The sequence below is a fragment of the Dokdonia sp. R86516 genome, from assembly GCF_044596715.1.
Classification (GTDB): Bacteria; Bacteroidota; Bacteroidia; order Flavobacteriales; family Flavobacteriaceae; genus Dokdonia.
Map to the genome: position 1 here is coordinate 3,298,283 of NZ_CP138998.1, position 17,324 is coordinate 3,315,606.

Consider the following 17,324-nt stretch of genomic DNA (forward strand, 5'->3'; position numbering starts at 1 on the left):
TGATTGATGATGTAAAGATGGTTTTAAGTACGCTTTCGCGAAAGCGTAATCTACCCAATTGTCATTTATACAGTCTCAGCTGTAATTTTCTTGCCAAGTCTCGTCTTACGCATCCAGTAAGAGATGAAAATAATCCCAAAAACCGAAGGTAATAGCCAACTCAACAATGACGGTAATACGCTATTTGTAACAAAGAAGGCTGTAAAAGCAGCAATGTATGCCCCAGAAATTTTTGCTATATGTAGTCGTAAGTACTTCTTGCGCAATAGCTGTAAATCGCGCATTGCTCTTAAATCATTTATGGCGTTAAGTAAGCCGATGGTGCCAAAAACCACAAGCACCCAGCCCATTGTAAAACTTTTAAAAACGAGATACAATCCGTAACCTATCATACCTAAACCTATAATAGCCATAGACCAAGAGATAACTTTGTCCCAGCGTAGATCTGTCATTTTGCGTACGCTCTTAAACCTAAGCGCTCTGTACCCAGAAAGCACGAGATATACACTAAAGAGTCCTACCACAAACAGAAATGGATTGTTATGATCTGGCAGTAGCGAAGCCACAATACCCGAAATACCTGCTGTAAGCATCCCATAATAAAAAATCATCCCAGACTTTTTATGCCACACATTACCCTTACGAGCTATGACAGAAGTAGTACCAGAAATGAGAGAAATAAACCCACCTACTGCGTGTAGCGTGATAAATATCTTAAAGAAAGTAGCATAGTCCATAATTGATATATTTTGATGTTGAGGATATCGGCTATTGATTTACACTACAAATATGAACCGTAACTTAAGGATTACAAAAACCTTACGACCCAATTGAACAAATAAGCTACCGAGTTGTAGTTTTGTATCAACCAGTACATTTACTTATGATTGTAAAAGAGCTTTTCCCTAGATTTCATCCAGAACTTATAGAAGAAATCAACACGCACGGCATCATAAAAGAGCTCCCTGCTCAAACAGAGTTACTACGTGAGGGACAATATGCAAAGGTTATACCTATTGTGATAGAAGGCCTTGTAAAAGTGTACTCTCGTTATGGAGATAGAGAGCTCCTGCTCTACTACATTCATCCAGCAGAGAGTTGTATTATTTCTTTTTCTTCTGGAATCGCACAATTACCTAGCCGTGGTTATGCTATCACAGAGACAGCGGCTACATTGCTCCTTCTGCCTGTCGAAAATGTACAACTATGGCTTAAAACCTATCCAGCGCTCAACACCCTTTTCTTTAAAAATTATGATGCTCGCTATCTTGATATGATGAATGCCGTAAACCACCTCCTGTTTGATAAGATGGACACCCGCATACTAGATTACCTCAAAGAAAAAACACGTGTAACCTCTTCTCAAACATTACATATCACTCATAAAGAAATAGCCACAGACTTAGGTACTGCTCGAGAAGTAGTAAGCAGGATTTTAAAAAAACTAGAGGCCGAAAATCATATCACCCAAGAGGGACGCACCATAAAAATCAAGTAAGTGTGACCATAGTCACCGTTTAATGGAAAAGCTCCCATTACATTTGTGCTGTATTATTATCTAAAACAACACATTATGAAAAAGAATATGGGAAATCTAGACCGCGGTTTACGTATTGGAGCAGCGGTAATAATAGGTATACTTTATGCAACCCACGTTATAAATGGCACCTTTGCCATTATACTAGGCATTCTAGCATTAGTATTTATCGCGACAAGTTTTATCTCATTTTGCCCGCTTTATGCTCCATTTAAACTGAGTACCTACAGAGCCAAAAAATAACCCCCTTACATCGCAAGCCCTCACAAGTCATATGATGAGGGTTTGTTTTTTATACGCTTTCGCGAAAATAGGTATCGTAATTATCCTAAAACGAGCACTGTCTATACTTTAAGAATACCCTATCTTTGCGGCTTCTTAAAAACGACCTATGAAACGCATTTTTAACAACTTTACTGCAAATCCTAAAAACGATATTCTATCTGGTATCACCGTTTCTCTAGCTATGATACCTGAGGTAGTTGCCTTTGCCTTTGTAGCACAAATAAGCCCTATTGTTGCTTTATTTGGGGCATTTGTTATTGGTATTATCTCTGCGCTTTTTGGCGGTAGACCAGGGTTAATCTCTGGTGCTGCAGGAGCTGTTGCTGTGATTTTTGTACAGATGATCCAAGAAGGCCACGCAAAGGGATTACTATTTGATCAGCCTGTTGAAAATATGGGGTACTTCTATTTACTCGCAGCTGTAGTATTAATGGGAGTTATTCAGGTATTTGCTGGCTTATTCAAGCTAGGGAAGTTTGTGCGTTTGATACCACACCCAGTAATGATGGGGTTTGTAAACGGTCTAGCCATCGTTATATTTCTTGCACAACTAGGGATGTTTAAAGAAAATAAGAAAGATTATGCTGGTGACAATATGCGTAAAACAGCTTCAAAAGAGCTCGTTTATACCGTATCTGATAATGAAGTAAAAGACAAAGTTTCTAATACCGTACTATTTACAATAGAAGGAAACTCAGTCATAAACAAAGCCACAAACAAGGAAGTTTTTGTACTCTCAGACGGACAAGTTTATGATACAAATACACAAAAGGTAGTTTTTAACGCTTCAGAAGATGGCTTTTACTCTGTAAAAGACAAAGGAGTTGTAAAAACCTGGATGAAAGGCAAGTCACTCTATACGATGATAGGCCTTGTACTGCTTACAATGCTCATTGTATGGGGATTACCAAAGCTAACTCCTAAAATTCCTGCCGCGCTTACCGCTATTGTTATTGTATCCTTAATATCGATTTTTGGAGGCTTAGATGCTGTAAACGTAGGTGAGTTTATAAGAGATGGTGGTGGTGCCGGTTTAAATGGTATGGCAGAAATCTCAAGCAAGCTCAATGTATTTGACCTATGGAGCAACCTTCCATTTAACCTTGACACACTTAAATTTATCGCGCCGTATGCATTTCTTGCTGCTTCTGTAGGACTTATAGAAACCTTGATGACTATGAACCTTGTAGATGAGATGACAGACTCTAGAGGTAACGGAAACAGAGAGTGCGTCGCACAAGGAGCTGGTAACATCGTGAGTGGTATTTTTGGAGGAACTGGTGGTTGTGGTATGATAGGGCAAACAGTAATAAACATTAACGCTGGAGGTCGTGGTAGACTCTCTGGTGTAATGATGGCAGTCACGCTACTTACCTTTATCTTATTTGCAGACCGTTTTATAGAGCAGGTTCCTATTGCTGCACTCGTGGGTGTAATGTTTATGATGGTTATTGAGACATTTGCTTGGTCTAGTTTTAGAATTTTAAAGAAAATACCAGTATCAGATGCATTTGTTCTTATTATAGTATCTGCAGTGACTGTATTTTTTGATCTTGCTATTGCTGTATTTGTAGGTGTAATTATAGCAGCCTTATCATTTGCTTGGAGTAGCGCTAAGAAAATTAGAGCTAGAAAGAAATTTAAAGCAGATGGCACAAAGGTATATGAGATCTGGGGCCCATTATTCTTTGGGAGTATTCAGAGTTTTAATTCTAAGTTTGACATCAACGGTGATCCAGACCACATAGAAATTGACTTCATAGAGGCAAAAGTCGCAGACCACTCTGCCCTAGAAGCTATTTTTGTACTCCTTGAGAAGTATGAAGCCGTAGGTAAAACAATCACACTTAAGCACCTCAGTACAGAGTGTAAAGACTTAATGCGCAAAGCCTCTCCTAAATTTGACAAAGTAATTGAAGAAAGTGTAGATGACCCTCGTTATCACGTACTTTCTGGAGTGCTAGAGACGGAGGCTTAAAAGATGTGCTTGAGGGGAGCTTTTACCTAGCGCTAAAGTGTGAGCTCGGTTTGAAAAAGCTTTCCCCAGCCCTGAAGGGTGAGTTTTTTTCTTTTTAATATTTTTCTCGGGTTTGAAGGGTGAGCTTAGTTTGAAAAAGGTTTCACCAGCCCTGAAGGGTGAGTTTTTTTTTTATACGTAAAGATTTTTAAGTGCGCAGAAAGTTGAGCTTTTGCAGAGTAACACTTGCATTAGCCGCTAGCCCCGATTGCAATGAAAATCCCGTAGTGTAGCTAGAAATTGTAATGAAGGAGCAGCTTTTGATTCCGAAAAGCTTTTCCCCGACCCTAAAGGGCGAGCTTTTTTCTTTTTAATGTTCCCCCAGCTCTGAAGGGTGAGCTTTTTTTATACGTAAAGATTTTAAGTGCGCATAAAATTGAGCTTTTGCAGATTAACACTGGCATTAGCTGCTAGCCCCGATTACAATGAAAATCCCGTAGTGTAGCGATAGCGAAACGAGGAATTGTAATGCAAAGCGGGAAACTACTCTTGTAAGGAAGCAAAACGTGAGCGCTCCAAGTACACATTAAAAACTTAAATGAAAATCCCGCAGTGCAGCGATAGCGTAACGAGGAATTGTAATGCAAAGCGGGAAACTGCTCTTGTAAGGAAACAAAACGTGAGCGCTCCAAGTACACACTAAAAACTTAAATGAAAATCCCGCAGTGTAGCAATAGCGTAACGAGGAATTGTAATGTAAAGCGGGAAACTACTTTTGTAAGGGTAAAACACGCGAGTGCTTCTACAAAAAATTATTAGACATAAAAAAACCCTCTCAATGCTATTGAGAGGGTTTTTGTTTTACTAAAAAGAGGATACTTATTGATTCATTGAGATCAAGAATTCCTCATTGTTTTTTGTGCTCTTGATACGGTCACTCATAAATTCCATTGCTTCTACAGGGTTCATATCTGCAAGGTATTTACGCAATACCCATAGACGTTGCGTAGTATCTTTACTGTGTAGTAAGTCATCACGACGTGTAGATGAAGACGTAAGATCAATCGCTGGGAAAATACGGCGGTTTGCAATATTGCGATCCAATTGTAGCTCCATGTTACCTGTACCCTTGAATTCCTCAAAGATTACTTCGTCCATTTTTGAACCTGTGTCTGTAAGTGCAGTAGCAAGAATGGTAAGTGATCCACCTCCTTCTATGTTACGTGCTGCTCCAAAGAAACGCTTAGGCTTGTGTAATGCATTTGCATCTACACCTCCAGAAAGAATCTTTCCAGATGCCGGCTGTACGGTGTTATAAGCACGTGCAAGACGAGTGATTGAGTCAAGAAGTATTACGACATCGTGACCACACTCTACAAGACGCTTTGCTTTCTCAAGGACAATATTTGCCACTTTCACGTGTTCATGCGCTTCTTTATCAAATGTAGAGGCTACAACCTCTCCATTTACATTGCGCTGCATGTCTGTAACTTCTTCTGGACGTTCATCTATAAGAAGTACTATTTGATACACCTCTGGGTGGTTTGCTGCGATAGCATTTGCAACATCCTTAAGCAACATGGTTTTACCCGTCTTAGGTTGTGATACAATCATACCACGTTGACCTTTTCCTATAGGTGCAAACATGTCCATTACACGAGTTGATATACTTGCTTGACGATTTGCTAGGTTAAACTTTTCTGTAGGAAATAATGGCGTTAAGTGCTCAAAAGAAACGCGATCTCTAACGATGTTAGGGTTTAAGCCATTAATCTTACTTACTTTAATAAGTGGGAAATACTTCTCTCCTTCTTTAGGAGGGCGTATTACACCTAGAACAGTATCACCCGTTTTAAGACCAAAAAGTCTTATTTGTGATTGTGATACATAAATATCATCTGGAGAAGCTAGGTAGTTATAGTCAGAGCTACGTAAGAAGCCATAGCCGTCTTGCATAATATCTAGAACTCCTTCACTTTCTATAATGCCTTCAAATTCATAATCTGGCTCGCGATAGCGGTTGCGATTATCTTTATTTCCGTGTGAATTGCCGTCTTTCTGGTTGCGATTATTACGCTGAGAGTTGTTACGAGAATTACGGTTGTTATCACGAGAATTGCGCTTATCATTGTTTTGACGATCGTTATTTGAGCGCTTGTCGTTATTACGAGTATCTTTCTGATTATCTCGTTTTTGTGGTGACTTTGTATCATCCCCACCTTTCCCTTTTGCAGGTTCGCGTTTTACAGCTTCCTTTTTTGCTTGAGGTTCTCTTTTTGCAGGTGCTTCCTTTTTTGCAGGAGATTTTCCTTTTACGGGAGCATCTTTAACGTCTTTGGCGTCTTTAGTTGTTGATGATGGCGCATCCTTAGTGTCTTTTGCAGCTTTTGCTGGACGAGGAGTACGAGGTTTGCGCTCAGTTTTAGCAGCTGGAGTTTTAGCAACTGGTTCTTTTGCTTTGGGTACTACTGCTTCAATTTTTGTTGGGTCGGCCGCTTGTAAATCAAGTATTCTATAAACAAGGTCTAGCTTTTTTAATGATCTGTATTTAGGAACATTAATCCCTTTTGCAATCTCTTGAAGCTCGGGAAGCTTCTTTGCTTTTAATTCTGAAATATCAAACATCTAGTAATGTGGGTAAATTATTAATCGGGTGATTATTGCGTACCAAAAGAAGAATTTGATACTAAAAAAAATTAGATAATTAAGTAACAAGCGGAGAGCCTTTTACATAATTACAAGACAATGATACAATTTTATTTTTAAAGTTTTCTTAGCAATATCACAAAATGAGACTTATTTTTACCGTAGTTTAAAATGAGAAGCACGTGATACAACGTATACAAACTATTTATCTTTTACTAGCAGCCTTAGTTTCACTAGGATTGCCATATGCCTTTAGCCTTTATTCTGATGTGAATGGAGAAGCTGTATGGGCAACAGATGATATTTCTTACATAACACTTTTTAGTCTTAGTGCTGTATTCTCATTTATTTCCATATTTTTATGGAATAATAGAAAGAACCAATTCGTCTTAGGGCGTCTCAATATCTTATTAAACTTTGCATTATTAGGTATTTTGGTATATCGATCACAAATCTTATCTGGAGGAACGGCGGTTCTTGAGAAAGGTATTGGGATGATCATTCCGCTTGTTTCTATCGTTTTACTCGTCTTGGCAAACAAGGCAATCAAGCGCGATGAAGATCTCGTAAAATCTGTTGATAGATTACGATAAGCCTATAATCTTAAGTTTTATTAGTGCGTAAAGCCTCTCATTTATTTGAGAGGCTTTTTTTTATGCTTGCGCGAAAATTTGAACCCGAGAACAATAATCTTTTAAATAGAAATAAGCTACACTTCTATATTTTTACTCAAAAAGTATTAAATTTTGCAGCAGACGAGGGTATTGATTGAACTAGTTACAACCATCCGTTATCATGAAGTTTAGTAAATTATAGGACAAATAACCTTGCACACATCAAAACCCTTATGAATCAAAAAGACTTAGCATACGATTATATCATAGTAGGTAGCGGTTTTGGTGGCTCTGTAAGTGCCCTTCGTCTTTCTCAAAAGGGATATAAAGTACTCGTGGTTGAAAAAGGAAAATGGTACAAAGCAACCGATTTTCCTAAAACCAACTGGAATCTAAGAAAATGGCTCTGGATGCCCTACCTGCGGTTTTTTGGGATTATGAAACTGTCCATATTCAAGCACATTGCCATAATCTCTGGAACAGGAGTGGGCGGCGGCTCGCTAGTTTATGCTAATACGTTGCCCACTCCTAAAAGCACTTTCTTTAACTCTGGAAGCTGGAAGTCGCTTAATGACTGGGAAGACGACCTAAAACCATACTATAAGGAAGCGTTGAGAATGCTAGGCGCTGCTCAAAATCCGTCCTTATATGATGGAGATAAAGCGCTCAAAGCCGTAGCAAATGATTTAAATATCGCACAAAAGTTCAATCCTACGCGGGTGGCAGTCTTTTTTGGAGAGCCTAATAAAACCGTTAAAGACCCATATTTTAATGGAGAAGGTCCAGATCGTGCTGGGTGTAATTTTTGTGGTGCATGTATGACCGGTTGTCGCCATAATGCAAAAAACACACTAGACAAGAACTACCTATATCTTGCTCAAAAACAAGGAGCTACCATACTTGCCGAAAATGAAGTCTATGACGTACAACCATTAGATAAAAATAATAGTGCTCTAGGCTACGAGGTATCTATAAAAAGAAGTACTCGCATTCTGGGCAAACGTCAAAAAATAACGACCAAAGGCGTTATCTTTTCTGGTGGTGTACTAGGGACGGTAAAGCTTTTATTACACTTAAAAACTAAATCCCTACCTCAGCTTTCAGATCATCTTGGAAAAGATATACGAAGTAATAATGAAACACTTATAAGTGTCTCTACACTTGAAAAAGACAAAAACCTCTCAAAAGGAGTTGCCATAGGAAGCATACTCGATACCGATGAAAATAGCCATCTAGAAATATGTAGATATGGAGAAGGCTCTAACGCTTGGAAGCTCGCTCACTTACCATATGTTACGGGCTCTAATATATTCTCACGCCTTTTTAAAACAGCTATCAAATTAATTAAAAGCCCTAAAGATTATTTTAAAATCTACATTACTAATGGCTGGGCAAAGAACACTGTTGTTTTATTATTCATGCAAACGCTAGACAGCACATTGCGCTTTAAAAGAAATATGTTTGGTAAGATGACATCTACGGTAAGTTCTGGAAAGGCTCCTACTCCATTTATACCCGAATCTATAGCGCTTGTTAAATCATACAGTAAGGCTATAAAAGGTGTAAGCACCTCTTTTGCTTTAGAAACACTGGCTGGAATACCATCTACAGCCCACATACTAGGTGGTGCAGTTATGGGAGAAAACGCAGAGCATGGAGTAATCGATAAAGACAACAACGTTTTTGGCTATAAAAACATGCTTGTGGTTGATGGCTCTATGATTTCGGCAAATCCTGGTGTGAATCCTTCACTTACCATTACGGCTATTGCAGAAAGAGCGATGCATCGTATACCAAACAAGCAATAAAGCAAAGCGTACGTTGAGAGCCTACCTTAAAAATTTTTAAATGCCGTAAGCGTTAAAAATCATCTTCGTGCTAACAAAAAAGTGATACTTTTCCCTTTTAAACAGTACCTTCACCGCCACTATGGAAAAAACAGAATTTTTAGAACAACACTTATTTAATGGTTTGACTAATCTCAACAAAGAATCTGAGGCAGATGACTCTTACCAGTTCTCTGAAGCAGATTTTGAGATTGTACTTCAACGTGCAGAGCACTTTGGTTTAGGTGTCTTTACCGTGGAATCATGGCACAATGGAAGTTCTTATAAAGTATTCAAGCACGAGGACTTCAGAAAGAAAGCTACAGATGCCAAGTGGTATAAAAAAGCATTTTTAACTTCTAGAAAGAGTCAGGCTGGTCTTACGTATGCTGGAACATATAAGGTATCTAGCAAATTATTATCAAGAGAGACTTTTCAAGAAGAGGAAGAGTAAAATCTAGTTGTAAATATCTCAACATATAGAACTCCATCATTAGAGATGAATACATAAATGATGACACAAAAAGTTTTGTTTACTATTTAGTCAACTAGATTATTTTCGCGAAAGCGTTATAAACCCACTATACAATCTAATAATTGAGTAAACATAAAAAAACGCAACCATTACTGGTTGCGTTTTCCAATTGAGTGTTTTCACCTTTTACTAATCAAACTTAAACAACCTCAACTTCATTCTTCTTAACAGCTAGTGCATAAATCACTAGTCCAAATCCTATCTTATTGATAGCATCTGCAATATTATAAGCGATATCTACGCTTCCTTTTCCTAAGATGCTCGTGTACCATCCGTCTGTACCTAACATATATCCTAGTGGATAAATCGCCCAACCTACAAGTACAAACCAACATAGTATTTTATGTGCTTTGAGAATATCTCCACCTGCGGCTACAGCTATTTTCTTTGCGCTTCCTAACCAGATTTCATACACGATATAGAAATATGCGGCTCCAGAGATAGCTCCCCATAATGCTGCTTGATCTTGAAATACAGCTTCTCCAAAGTACCCTGTTACGAGCATAATTACAGAAAACACAATTAGTTTCCACATAAGTGCAGGTTTTGCACCAGCTACTTTTAGTATTAAGTAGAATTCAACGCACATTAATGGAACGGTAAGTACCCAGTCTACGTATCTAAAAAAGGTAGGAGACTCTTGAATAGCAAACCAATAATCTCGCATGTACCAGTAGTGCACTGCGGCAATAAACGTAATTAATCCGGATACCAGCACTGAGGTTCGCCACTTCTTGTTAAATTGGTTGAGGGATAGAAAAAAGAAAGCAGAAGCTGCCATCATCGCCATCGCACCCACAAAAAATGTAAATCCTACATAATCACTTGGATCTAGTTTTGTAGGGTCGGCAAGTAATAATAATTGTAATAAAAATTTCATAGCATTGATATTTTTAATTAAACATTTGTTTAAGTAAATTTAAATAATGTTAAACAAATAAATAATTATTTTCTCATAATTTTTTACTTAAAATTATCAATACAAAAATCATTAATGACAAAAATTCATAATATCACAATTATAGGCAGTTTTGCAGGATTATGGGTTGCCACACTATTTTCTACTAAAGCTGAATTGGTTTTGGGTTTTTTACTCATTCTAACTTTTGGAATTATACACGGCTCAAATGATTTATTATTAATAGAGAAGTTATTTACTAAAGAGAAAAAACGGAGCTTCATTAAATCGCTCTTCTTTTATGTACTTACAGTGCTACTTACATTTATTGCATTTTATACCATACCCTCTATTACTGTAATCTTATTTGTTCTTTTTAGTGCATATCATTTTGGCGAGCAACATTGGGAGTCTAAAGTTGATGCACAACACAAGTTATTATCTGCTATACTACAACTCAGTTATGGTGCGCTTATACTCATGATATTATTCTATTTCAATGAGCAGCAAGTGGAGGATATTGTCTTGGCAATTACTGGAGTAACTTTTCCTCATTTATTTCTCTTATACGCCTTATACATTGTGCTCACAGTATTTATCATAACAGGAGCCATACTAACTTTTAAAAGTGATAGTTTTAAAAAACTAGTATTAAAAGAACTCTTCTTTTTAGGCTTGCTTATTGTTATCTTCAAAATGTCATCTCTCATCTGGGGTTTTACTATATACTTCGTATTGTGGCATAGTCTTCCATCTCTTTTTGAACAAATACACTTTATATACGGTAGATTTACAAATCAAACCATTTGGTTTTATATAAAAAATGCACTGCCTTATTGGATTATTTCAATTATAGGTATTGGTTTAAGCTACTTTTGGCTTCAGGAAAGTGTGCTTTTCTTTGCAATTTTCTTTTCCTTTATCGCCGCAGTGACATTTCCACATTCATTGATAATATCATTGATGTTCAAAAAGAAAAACAATAACACTAAAAATCATTAACATGAAATATACTTTCTTACTTGTTTTAAGTCTCGCTTTCGCGAAAGCGTATGCACAACAACCCGTATCAACAAATGGGAATGTGATAAAGGATTTTGGAAAAACCTATGAGGTAGACAACCCTGATTTTAAAACAGATACTAGCGCTATTTTCAAAGTAGTGTTTGATGTAGCAAAGGCACCTGAAAATCCAAGCCAGCGTAATCCATATATTGAGACGATGGCGCGCTTTCTCAACATGCAAGAAAAAGCAGGTGTTCCTGTAGCAAATATGAATATACGTGCCGCTATTCATGGACAAGCAGCTTATGGTATGCTCACTAATGAATTATACAAAGAAAAATTTGGCGTAAATAATCCGAACATTGAGTTACTAAAAGCATTGAAAGAAGCAAACGTATCACTCATCCTTTGTGGTCAAACTGCTGGAGCGCGCAATATTACTAAAGAACGAAGACTAGAAATGATAGACGTAGGACTTTCAGCAATGACGGTTTTAAGTCAATCGCAAATGGAAGGATACACGCTCATCGCCTTTTAAAGATATTTTGCTTTCATAAATCTAAACCATTAGATAATTACACCCACATGCGCTTACTATTTACATTAGTATTTTCTTTTATCACATTATCTGTATTTTCTCAAGAAGTTACTCGTCAAGATAGCCTTCGAGGATCAATCACTCCACAACGAGCCTGGTGGGATCTTGTTCACTATGATCTTTCTGTCACGGTAATGCCAGAATCAAAATCTTTAATAGGCACTAATATAATGACCTATCGGGTGCTAGAAGAAGGCGTGACCGAGTTACAAATAGATCTTCAAGCCCCTATGGAACTCACTGCTGTAATGCAAGATGGACACTCTCTTGATGTACGCTCTGAAGGTGCTGCTCATTTTATACAACTAGAAGACCCTCAACCAGAAGGAACTATAAAAAGTATAAGTTTAAGTTTTGAAGGAAAGCCGCAAATAGCCGTAAACCCACCATGGGACGGCGGTATTACTTGGCAACAAGACACTAATGGAAAACATTTCATTGCCTCTTCTAATCAAGGAATAGGATCTAGTGTCTGGTGGCCTAATCGTGATCACCCAGCAGACGAGGTAGATAGTTTAGACATGCATGTTACCGTTCCTAAAGATCTAGTAGATGTATCTAATGGACGACTCGTGGGCATAGACAGCACAGCATCTACAAAAACATATCACTGGGCAGTAAGAAATCCTATAAATAATTACGGAGTTAACCTTAATATAGGAGATTATGTAAACTTCTCAGAGGTATATAAAGGAGAGAAAGGACCACTGGATATGAGCTACTGGGTGCTTCGTGAAGATGAGGAAAAAGCGAGAGCTCAGTTTACACAAGCCCCTATGATGATGGAAGCTTTTGAACATTGGTTTGGTCCTTATCCATTTTATGAGGATAGTTTTAAACTCGTGCAAGCTCCATACTTAGGGATGGAACATCAAAGCTCTGTAACTTACGGAAACAAGTTTGCAAATGGCTATTTAGGAAGAGATTTATCTGGCACAGGACAAGGACTTAAATTTGACTTTATAATCATACATGAATCTGGTCACGAATGGTTTGCAAACAACATTACAAATAAAGATGTTGCAGATATGTGGATTCACGAGAGCTTTACTAATTACTCAGAAAATCTTTATCTAGATTATCATTTTGGAAAAGATGCTGCTAGTGAGTACGTAATTGGACTGCGTAAAAACATTAGAAATGATAGACCTATCATAGGTACTTACGATGTAAATCGTTCTGGAAGTGGCGATATGTACTATAAAGGTGCAAATATGCTACACACCATACGCACCATTGTAGATAACGATGAGCTGTGGCGAGAGACTTTACGTGGACTTAATAAAGAGTTTTACCATAAAACCACTACAAGCGCAATGGTAGAAGATTTTATGTCTAGAAAACTGAATAAAAATCTTGCTCCTATATTTGACCAATACCTAAGAACGGTAAATATCCCAACCTTTGAATATAAAGTAAATAAAAAGAAACTGAGTTATCGCTACACAAACGTGATAAGCGATTTCTCTATGCCACTTTCTATAACGATAAATGGTAAAACAAGGTCAATAAAGCCTACAGATCAGTGGCAAGAGCTTAAAATGCCTAAGAAAATAAATGATTTAAGTATTCCAGCGGATTTCTACATACATACAAGAAAACGATAATTAGTCACAACAACACAATGTTGCTTTATAATGAGCAACCACCTATCACATGCTATTAAAATGGAGTTTACTATTCTTATGCTTGTTCATCAATGCGCCTTCAGTGAGCTTAGATGCATTTTCAAAAGGAAAACAGCAACAACACTTCCCAAAAGAACTTAAAAAGAAGCAGCTATATCTAGGCATGACTCTAAAAAAGTTTAAAAAAAAGGCTCCAAAAGCGACACGCTTAGATCAAGAGTCGGAGTTTAAAATAGAATATATAGAAGCTGTAAGTGATAGCTCTATTACATCGTATAGCTATTTATTTACAAAAGATACAGAGCCGTTATTATATGCTATCACCATTGCATATAAAGACATGAGCATCGTACGATCCCTTGCCGAATCGCTAATGGGTAAACCTAATAACAACGAGGAATGGCGTATGGAACCATCCATCATTAAAGAAGATTTTACAATGGCTGCCTGGACCTTTGGCCACAAGCTCGTTTATGGAGCAACTATAATTAATAGCGAATGGGAACAAGGATTTCAATCTAACTAAACGCTATTACTACTTACTCAAAACGTATTGCCTTTACCGGGCTTATTTTTGTTATGATGTAAGATGGTATAAGGAGTATAAGTACACACACCACAAACACGCCTATATTAAGAGAGAGAATATGCCAGAAGTCTATGAGCACTGGCGCCTCACTCACATAATAAGTAGATGGGTCTAACTTCACAAATCCAAATATTTTCTGAGCATACAGTATTCCTAGACCTATTAGATTACCCCAGAAGAGTCCAAGGCCTATAAGATACATGGCATTATAGATAAAAATCTTACGTACACTCCAGTCTGACGCTCCGAGCGCCTTAAGCACGCCTATCATTTTTGTACGCTCTAGTACTAGTACAAGCAACGCCACAATCATATTAATACCTGCAATCAATATCATGATAACAATAATCAAAATGATATTGAAGTCGAATAATTTAATCCATTCAAAAATATTGTAATTGCTCTGTATCACAGAGATAGACCTCAACGTAGAACCAGAATTTTCATACACTTTATTATTAAGTGCCTCTAGGTTATCAAAATCATCTACAAAAACCTCAAAAGCCCCTACCTCGTCTTTCTCCCAGTTATTTATGCGAGCGAGGTGACGACGATCACCCATGATGTACACTTTATCAAATTCTTGATATGCACTTTCATAAAGCCCTACAATCTCTAAAGCCCTTGGTCTAAAACGCGTGTTATCTTTATTTACAAATTGTATGATTGCTTTATCGCCTACTTTAAAGCCTAAGCGATTTGCAAGATAAGTACTAAAGATAGTCTCATTATTAAGCGCTCCCGTAAGTGCTGGTTTTCTACCCTCAACTATGTATTCCTCTATACGATTCCAGTCATAATCGTCACCTAGACCTTTGTAAATTACTCCTTCAAAGGTCTCGGCAGTCCTTATTACACCCGCTTTTACAGTAATTGCCTGTACATGTGTTACCTCTGGTACTGCATTAAAATCTGGGTAAAAATCTTGATTTATAGAAATTGGATTTGGAGTTTCTTCACTGTTATTTCCGTCAAAATTTGACACCACAATATCTCCAGAAAAAGCAGATACTTTTTGTCTAATTTCTCGCTGGAGTCCTAATCCTGTAGCAATAGATATAAGCATCATCACCATACCAATCGCAATTGCTACGATAGCAATTTTAATTATCGTACTGGAAGCACTACTTTTATACGATGTCGCGCTACTTAGGCGTTTGGCTATAAAATACTCTAAATTCAAATGCGTCTCATTTTCTTCAAAAATACCCTTTTTTTAACGCTCACACTCTTAATTTCTTGTGCAAATAGTGGTGGAGATAGTAACGCTTTGGCGAAAGCGGAATCTAATACTCAACCACTCATAAAGGAAACTTTACCTCAGAAAAAAATTATTACAGGCGCAAACAGAACATCCTTATACTTACCATTATTAAAAGGTAAAAAGGTAGGTGTAGTCACAAACAAAAGCGGACTCATATTTAAAAGTACTCCGCACACCGAAAAGGAAAGTACACATCTCGTAGATTCTCTTGTCTCAAGCGGAATTGATATAACACGTGTTTTCTCACCAGAACATGGGTTTCGCGGTGATGTAGATGCTGGGGAGCAAGTAAAAGATGGAAAAGATCCAAAAACTGGACTCGATATTATTTCCCTTTATGGTAAAAATAAAAAGCCTAGCCAGGAGCAATTAGAAGGTCTCGATATAATCCTCTTTGACATACAAGATGTGGGTGTTCGATTTTACACCTATATTTCTACACTCACCTACGTGATGGAAGCCGCTGCCGAAAAAGAAATTCCCGTGATTGTGCTAGATAGACCAAATCCTAATGCTCATTATATAGACGGTCCTACGCTGGAAAAGGAGCACTCAAGTTTTTTAGGGATGCATGAAGTACCCTTAGTATACGGTATGACTATAGGAGAATATGCTATGATGGTAAATGGTGAGGGCTGGCTTAAAGGCAGCATGCAGTGTGACCTTACAGTAATACCGTTAAAAAACTGGACATACTCTACGCCGTACTCACTACCTACCCGCCCATCTCCTAACCTTCCTAACGATAAAAGTATTAACCTCTACCCTAGCCTAGGCTTCTTTGAAGGAACTACCATTAATGCGGGAAGAGGAACAGAAATGCAGTTTCAAATCTTCGGCGCTCCAGATTTTTCACCTAGCAACTTTGCATACTCTTACACTCCGCAGCCCAATTTTGGTTCAAAAAAACCTAAACATAATGGGCAGCTGTGCTATGGTGTAGACTTGCGCACACAAGAGTACATGAATCACGTTAATCTAGAGTGGCTCATAGAGGCTTACACTGCAAGCGCTGATAAGAAGAACTTCTTTAAAACTGCTAGTTTTACACTTCATGCTGGAAATAAAAAACTACAGCAGCAAATCCAAGATGGATATACTTTCAAAGAGATTAAACGTAACTGGATAAAGGATATAGAAAACTTTAAAAACATACGTAAGCAGTACCTTATGTATGAATAACGATTCTTTTAATAGTGCGCTTAAAGCGAAAATTGAACACATTTTCACTCAATTTAAAAGTCAGTCTATAACGGCAGAGCAACTAGCTATAGTTGAAGAAGGATTTGTATTCTCCGAAGTAAACCCTAAAGCCAAAATACTAGTAATGGGTATTAACCCCTCTCTCAGAAATGATTTTGTAGGGAGTAATGGATATAGCTACAACTATGACCACTTAAGTTCTGATCGTTATTTTAAAAAATCCTCCACATTACTTAAAGGCCTTGAGCGATTGGGAATTACCTACTGTGATTTATTTTATCAACGTCATACAGAGCAAAAACAAATAGAATATTTCCTTAAAGATGAGAAAGGCCGGAACTTCTTAAAAAGCCAATTAAAAATCACCAGAGAGGTTATTGAGCATGTTTCACCCGAACTCATCTTACTATTTAATAGAAAAGGAGCGACATTCTTTTCTCAAGAGTGGATTGGTTACACATTAGAACAACGAGTGCCAGACGCATCTCATTTTGAGAAGATTGATGACTTATATAATATAACTGAACTAGAAACCCTAATATATTGTTCCTCTTTTCTAGGTTATAGAACCCGCAAAGAGACATACACTCGCATCTATAACGATATCGCATTGTTAATCAATATGATAGGTTAAATATTACAGATTTCCCTCTAAGGCCAGTGATAATGCCTACTCACAAACTTTCAGTTGACAATAAATATCTTAAAAATTGTATTTATCTAAAATTTAAGCACTAAA

At 37.5% G+C, this 17,324-nt stretch carries 16 protein-coding genes; 12 read left to right on the forward strand and 4 right to left on the reverse strand.

Annotated elements, in window-relative coordinates:
- Positions 1 to 65 precede the first annotated feature (65 nt).
- Entirely contained in the window at positions 66 to 737 is a 672-nt protein-coding gene (locus SJY23_RS14770) for a DUF2306 domain-containing protein (RefSeq protein WP_396596942.1), read from the reverse strand.
- 146 nt (positions 738 to 883) lie between these two features.
- Here SJY23_RS14770 and SJY23_RS14775 point away from each other — a divergent pair, with 146 nt between their 5' ends.
- The 3 genes from SJY23_RS14775 to SJY23_RS14785 all read left to right on the forward strand — a co-directional run bounded on the left by SJY23_RS14775 (position 884) and on the right by SJY23_RS14785 (position 3,800).
- Entirely contained in the window at positions 884 to 1,498 is a 615-nt protein-coding gene (locus SJY23_RS14775; protein ID WP_396596943.1) for a Crp/Fnr family transcriptional regulator, read from the forward strand.
- Positions 1,499 to 1,573: 75 nt separating this feature from the next.
- On the forward strand, positions 1,574 to 1,780 hold the full coding sequence (locus SJY23_RS14780) for a DUF2892 domain-containing protein (protein WP_396596944.1): 207 nt from the start codon (positions 1,574 to 1,576) through the stop codon (positions 1,778 to 1,780).
- A gap of 148 nt (positions 1,781 to 1,928) precedes the next feature.
- Complete coding sequence (locus tag SJY23_RS14785) at positions 1,929 to 3,800, forward strand: SulP family inorganic anion transporter (protein WP_396596945.1); 1,872 nt, start codon at positions 1,929 to 1,931, stop codon at positions 3,798 to 3,800.
- A gap of 858 nt (positions 3,801 to 4,658) precedes the next feature.
- Here SJY23_RS14785 and rho read toward each other — a convergent pair.
- Positions 4,659 to 6,404, reverse strand: coding sequence for a transcription termination factor Rho (gene rho / locus SJY23_RS14790; RefSeq protein WP_396596946.1), 1,746 nt, complete (start codon positions 6,402 to 6,404; stop codon positions 4,659 to 4,661).
- Between the two features lie 203 nt (positions 6,405 to 6,607).
- On the opposite strand from rho, the gene SJY23_RS14795 reads away from it, so the two are divergent.
- The 3 genes from SJY23_RS14795 to SJY23_RS14805 all read left to right on the forward strand — a co-directional run bounded on the left by SJY23_RS14795 (position 6,608) and on the right by SJY23_RS14805 (position 9,319).
- Positions 6,608 to 7,018, forward strand: a complete 411-nt coding sequence (locus SJY23_RS14795) for a DUF4293 domain-containing protein (protein ID WP_035336415.1) — start codon at positions 6,608 to 6,610, stop codon at positions 7,016 to 7,018.
- Positions 7,019 to 7,272: 254 nt separating this feature from the next.
- Positions 7,273 to 8,847 (forward strand): GMC oxidoreductase, encoded by a 1,575-nt coding sequence (locus tag SJY23_RS14800; protein WP_396596947.1) that lies wholly within the window; start codon positions 7,273 to 7,275, stop codon positions 8,845 to 8,847.
- A gap of 121 nt (positions 8,848 to 8,968) precedes the next feature.
- On the forward strand, positions 8,969 to 9,319 hold the full coding sequence (locus tag SJY23_RS14805) for a hypothetical protein (protein ID WP_035336413.1): 351 nt from the start codon (positions 8,969 to 8,971) through the stop codon (positions 9,317 to 9,319).
- 220 nt (positions 9,320 to 9,539) lie between these two features.
- Here the strand turns inward: SJY23_RS14805 and SJY23_RS14810 are convergent, their stop codons facing one another.
- Entirely contained in the window at positions 9,540 to 10,280 is a 741-nt protein-coding gene (locus SJY23_RS14810; protein ID WP_035336410.1) for a bacteriorhodopsin-like, read from the reverse strand.
- Positions 10,281 to 10,394: 114 nt separating this feature from the next.
- On the opposite strand from SJY23_RS14810, the gene SJY23_RS14815 reads away from it, so the two are divergent.
- From SJY23_RS14815 to SJY23_RS14830, 4 genes are read left to right on the forward strand one after another with little or no spacing between them, the layout of a single operon-like run.
- Positions 10,395 to 11,300 (forward strand): Brp/Blh family beta-carotene 15,15'-dioxygenase, encoded by a 906-nt coding sequence (locus SJY23_RS14815; protein ID WP_396596948.1) that lies wholly within the window; start codon positions 10,395 to 10,397, stop codon positions 11,298 to 11,300.
- A gap of 1 nt (position 11,301) precedes the next feature.
- Entirely contained in the window at positions 11,302 to 11,841 is a 540-nt protein-coding gene (locus tag SJY23_RS14820; protein ID WP_396596949.1) for a DsrE family protein, read from the forward strand.
- A 47-nt stretch (positions 11,842 to 11,888) separates the two neighbouring features.
- Positions 11,889 to 13,508, forward strand: a complete 1,620-nt coding sequence (locus SJY23_RS14825; protein ID WP_396596950.1) for a M1 family metallopeptidase — start codon at positions 11,889 to 11,891, stop codon at positions 13,506 to 13,508.
- A 49-nt stretch (positions 13,509 to 13,557) separates the two neighbouring features.
- A complete protein-coding gene (locus SJY23_RS14830; RefSeq protein ID WP_396596951.1) occupies positions 13,558 to 14,055 on the forward strand; it encodes a hypothetical protein in 498 nt (165 codons plus the stop codon).
- Positions 14,056 to 14,068: 13 nt separating this feature from the next.
- Here SJY23_RS14830 and SJY23_RS14835 read toward each other — a convergent pair whose 3' ends face one another.
- A complete protein-coding gene (locus tag SJY23_RS14835; protein WP_396596952.1) occupies positions 14,069 to 15,301 on the reverse strand; it encodes an ABC transporter permease in 1,233 nt (410 codons plus the stop codon).
- On the opposite strand from SJY23_RS14835, the gene SJY23_RS14840 reads away from it, so the two are divergent.
- A complete protein-coding gene (locus tag SJY23_RS14840) occupies positions 15,302 to 16,564 on the forward strand; it encodes an exo-beta-N-acetylmuramidase NamZ domain-containing protein (RefSeq protein ID WP_396596953.1) in 1,263 nt (420 codons plus the stop codon).
- Positions 16,557 to 17,219, forward strand: a complete 663-nt coding sequence (locus SJY23_RS14845) for a hypothetical protein (RefSeq protein WP_396596954.1) — start codon at positions 16,557 to 16,559, stop codon at positions 17,217 to 17,219. Before SJY23_RS14840 ends, SJY23_RS14845 begins: the two co-directional genes overlap by 8 nt.
- The last annotated feature ends 105 nt before the right edge of the window (positions 17,220 to 17,324 follow it).

Bases quoted from the DNA above. Each gene is read 5' to 3' on its own strand.
- SJY23_RS14770 (WP_396596942.1), bottom strand. From the start codon at position 737: ATGGACTATGCTACTTTCTTTAAGATATTTATCACGCTACACGCAGTA.
- SJY23_RS14775 (WP_396596943.1), top strand. From the start codon at position 884: ATGATTGTAAAAGAGCTTTTCCCTAGATTTCATCCAGAACTTATAGAA.
- SJY23_RS14780 (WP_396596944.1), top strand. From the start codon at position 1,574: ATGAAAAAGAATATGGGAAATCTAGACCGCGGTTTACGTATTGGAGCA.
- SJY23_RS14785 (WP_396596945.1), top strand. From the start codon at position 1,929: ATGAAACGCATTTTTAACAACTTTACTGCAAATCCTAAAAACGATATT.
- rho (WP_396596946.1), bottom strand. From the start codon at position 6,404: ATGTTTGATATTTCAGAATTAAAAGCAAAGAAGCTTCCCGAGCTTCAA.
- SJY23_RS14800 (WP_396596947.1), top strand. From the start codon at position 7,273: ATGAATCAAAAAGACTTAGCATACGATTATATCATAGTAGGTAGCGGT.
- SJY23_RS14805 (WP_035336413.1), top strand. From the start codon at position 8,969: ATGGAAAAAACAGAATTTTTAGAACAACACTTATTTAATGGTTTGACT.
- SJY23_RS14810 (WP_035336410.1), bottom strand. From the start codon at position 10,280: ATGAAATTTTTATTACAATTATTATTACTTGCCGACCCTACAAAACTA.
- SJY23_RS14815 (WP_396596948.1), top strand. From the start codon at position 10,395: ATGACAAAAATTCATAATATCACAATTATAGGCAGTTTTGCAGGATTA.
- SJY23_RS14820 (WP_396596949.1), top strand. From the start codon at position 11,302: ATGAAATATACTTTCTTACTTGTTTTAAGTCTCGCTTTCGCGAAAGCG.
- SJY23_RS14825 (WP_396596950.1), top strand. From the start codon at position 11,889: ATGCGCTTACTATTTACATTAGTATTTTCTTTTATCACATTATCTGTA.
- SJY23_RS14830 (WP_396596951.1), top strand. From the start codon at position 13,558: ATGCTATTAAAATGGAGTTTACTATTCTTATGCTTGTTCATCAATGCG.
- SJY23_RS14840 (WP_396596953.1), top strand. From the start codon at position 15,302: ATGCGTCTCATTTTCTTCAAAAATACCCTTTTTTTAACGCTCACACTC.
- SJY23_RS14845 (WP_396596954.1), top strand. From the start codon at position 16,557: ATGAATAACGATTCTTTTAATAGTGCGCTTAAAGCGAAAATTGAACAC.